This is a genomic window from Psychrobacter sp. AOP31-B2-9 (assembly GCF_052378005.1).
GTDB lineage: Bacteria > Pseudomonadota > Gammaproteobacteria > Pseudomonadales > Moraxellaceae > Psychrobacter.
The window spans coordinates 1-2,539 of the sequence record NZ_JBQSXG010000233.1 but is presented as its reverse complement, the minus strand read 5'-3'; the positions used below and the strand labels follow the sequence as shown (position 1 = coordinate 2,539).

Genomic DNA, 2,539 nt, shown 5'->3' with positions numbered 1-2,539 from the left:
GAAGCAGAAGATAATTCTGCTTTGATGAGTTATACAAGCAAAAGAGCGTTGATGCTGTGAGGTATTTGAAGATATGTTACAACAGATAAATAATAAGCTGTAATCCATAAGAAGGTAGAAAAAATAAAAAGGCCATGATATCGATATCATGGCCTTTTTATTTAACACAGATGCTACGAGCAGATTATTATTCAGCAGCGATAGCGATCATCTCAACCAATAGCTCAGGGCGAGCCAGTGCTGACTCACCGCAAGCGCGAGCTGGAGGCTGGATACCTTCAAACCATTTATCCCACACTTCATTCATAGCCGCAAAGTCTGCCATGTCTTTTACCCAGACATTTACTGATAGCAGCTTGGACTTGTCACTACCCACTTCTTCTAGTAACGTTTGGATTTTTTCTAAACACGTCAAAGTTTGTGCTTGAATATCGTCTTCTGCATTGCCCACTTGACCACATAAATAAACCGTTTGGTTATGGACAACGATTCTACTCATACGCGGGGTACTGTGTAACTTCTTTATCATTTTATCTCCCTTCAATTTATAAAAACAGCTGAATCAATCATAACTCAATCAACATGACTCATTGTAGAGTAACAAGTTATTTAGCGAAACGCTGAGCACTAAACGGTGCAAGGTCTACCAATAACGGTTTGTCATGAATCATCTCTTCAACCAGACGACCTGTCATAGGTCCTAAGGTAAAGCCTTGATGGCTGTGACCAAAGGCGAACCATAATTTATCATGCTTATCAGCAGGACCGATAACTGGTTTCATATCAGGCATACAAGGACGTGATCCTGCCCAAGCCTCAGACTCTACTGCATCTTCTAATGGCAGAATTTTACGAGCCAGCTTCAGTACAGTTTGCAGTTGACCGAAGTTCTTTGGTGCATTCATGGTGGTCATCTCAGCACCAGTGGTAATGCGGATACCTTGCTGCATTGGCCCCATCACAAAGCCTTTATCCATATCAAACATACTGTGATTGATGGTGTTTTTTTCTGTCACTTTGAAGTGCTGATGATAACCACGCATCGGGAACAATGGCAGATTATAACCAAGTGGTCTGATCAAATCATTCGACCATGGACCTGCTGCAATAACCAATTTATCACTATAATAAGTGTCATTATCAGTAATGATTTTCCAGCCTTCACCGTCTTTTACGATTTCTTTGACATCGCTCTCTTTGATCGTACCTTGCATGTCTTGGAAGTTTTTCGCATAGGCTTTGACCAATGAGCTTGGGTTTGATACTTGCCAAGAGTTTAGCCAATGAATCGCACCAACAAAACCATCAAAATTGGCACTAGGCTCCATGGCTTTGAGTGCTTCACGGTTTAGTACGTTATGCTCAACCCCTTGATTACGTGCATCAATGGCTGCTGCTTGCGCTTCTTTAAAGGTCTCTTCAGAACGATGCAATTGCAACCAGCCATCGCGAGTAATTAACTCATCAGCACCAGATGCTTCAATCATCGTTTGATGCTCACTGGTGCAATGCTCAATCAGTGTCTGCCACTCTGATTCAATTTGTTTGACCGTCGCAGGTACAGAATACTTCCAGTATTGTAGTAGCGCTTGATGGTAACGCAGAATTGCTGGTATACGATAGCGAATGTCCGTACCTTGGTTGGGTAATACTCGAATCATCTCAGTCAATTGACGAGGAAAAGGATGTGTATGAATAGCTTCACGCTGGATCAATCCAGCATTACCATACGAGGTCTCTGACCCTGGCAGTTTCTTATCTAACAGCAATACGTTTGAATTATTTTTTTGTAAATGCCACGCAACTGAGGTGCCAACCATACCTGCACCGATAACAATCACTTCATAGCGCATAACCTATCCTTTTCTTAGGGTGTTAATACAGAGCATCAAATATGAGGGTCTAACAGAATTAGGTGGTAATAGTAACGCATTAAGCCAAATTTTAAACCCTTATTTGTGAAATATTTTTAAATTAAATACTTTTGGTTATATAGTTTTTTAAAATTATTTTTAATAAGTAATATTAAAGAAAATTAACGAACAGGTTGAATTGATAATACCTATAGCAATAGCTGCTAACGATAAATATTATAAATATTACAAATATTAGATATAGCTTATCGATATTAGTTTCTGTGCTATAGTTTGGTTTTATCCAAAAATCGTATTGCTCTCACCTGTCGTAAAAAATGGGGCTAATACGATGAAATCAACAAAATATCAGCCAATTAATCAATAGTTTTTGATGATTAGGAATACGTAATAAATGAGCATTTACACGCAACGATTGGCCTCTCAGATTGAATTTATTAAACAATGTACTTTGATGAAAAAAGCACCTATTCAAGACTTCACAAAGCACAGTGACTTTACTTGTATAGAAGAGCATGTATTAAATTTGCCAGGTATTAGCCTAAATACCACAAACGATACTTCTGAGGATGTTTGGCTACGTTTAGAACGGTTGCGTGAAAATTCGGTACCAAAACCGAGCAGTACCCTATTAGCACATTGGTTAGTATTTCCAAGCAAATTTA

Annotated in this window: 3 protein-coding genes; 1 reads left to right on the top strand and 2 read right to left on the bottom strand. The window is 39.0% G+C overall.

The features are described 5' to 3' along the window. Positions 1 to 187 precede the first annotated feature (187 nt). Entirely contained in the window at positions 188 to 526 is a 339-nt protein-coding gene (locus ACT3SX_RS14725; RefSeq protein WP_192520833.1) for a RidA family protein, read from the bottom strand. 79 nt (positions 527 to 605) lie between these two features. Next, positions 606 to 1,853 (bottom strand): NAD(P)/FAD-dependent oxidoreductase, encoded by a 1,248-nt coding sequence (locus ACT3SX_RS14720; protein ID WP_192520831.1) that lies wholly within the window; start codon positions 1,851 to 1,853, stop codon positions 606 to 608. A gap of 415 nt (positions 1,854 to 2,268) precedes the next feature. Between ACT3SX_RS14720 and ACT3SX_RS14715 the strand changes: the two genes are divergently transcribed. Then, positions 2,269 to 2,539, top strand: a 271-nt coding sequence (locus ACT3SX_RS14715) for a hypothetical protein (protein ID WP_442070157.1), incomplete at its 3' end; no start/stop codon positions are given.

What these genes read in the sequence shown, in the direction of transcription:
- ACT3SX_RS14720 (WP_192520831.1), bottom strand. Translation starts at nt 1,853, where the DNA reads ATGCGCTATGAAGTGATTGTTATCGGTGCAGGTATGGTTGGCACCTCA.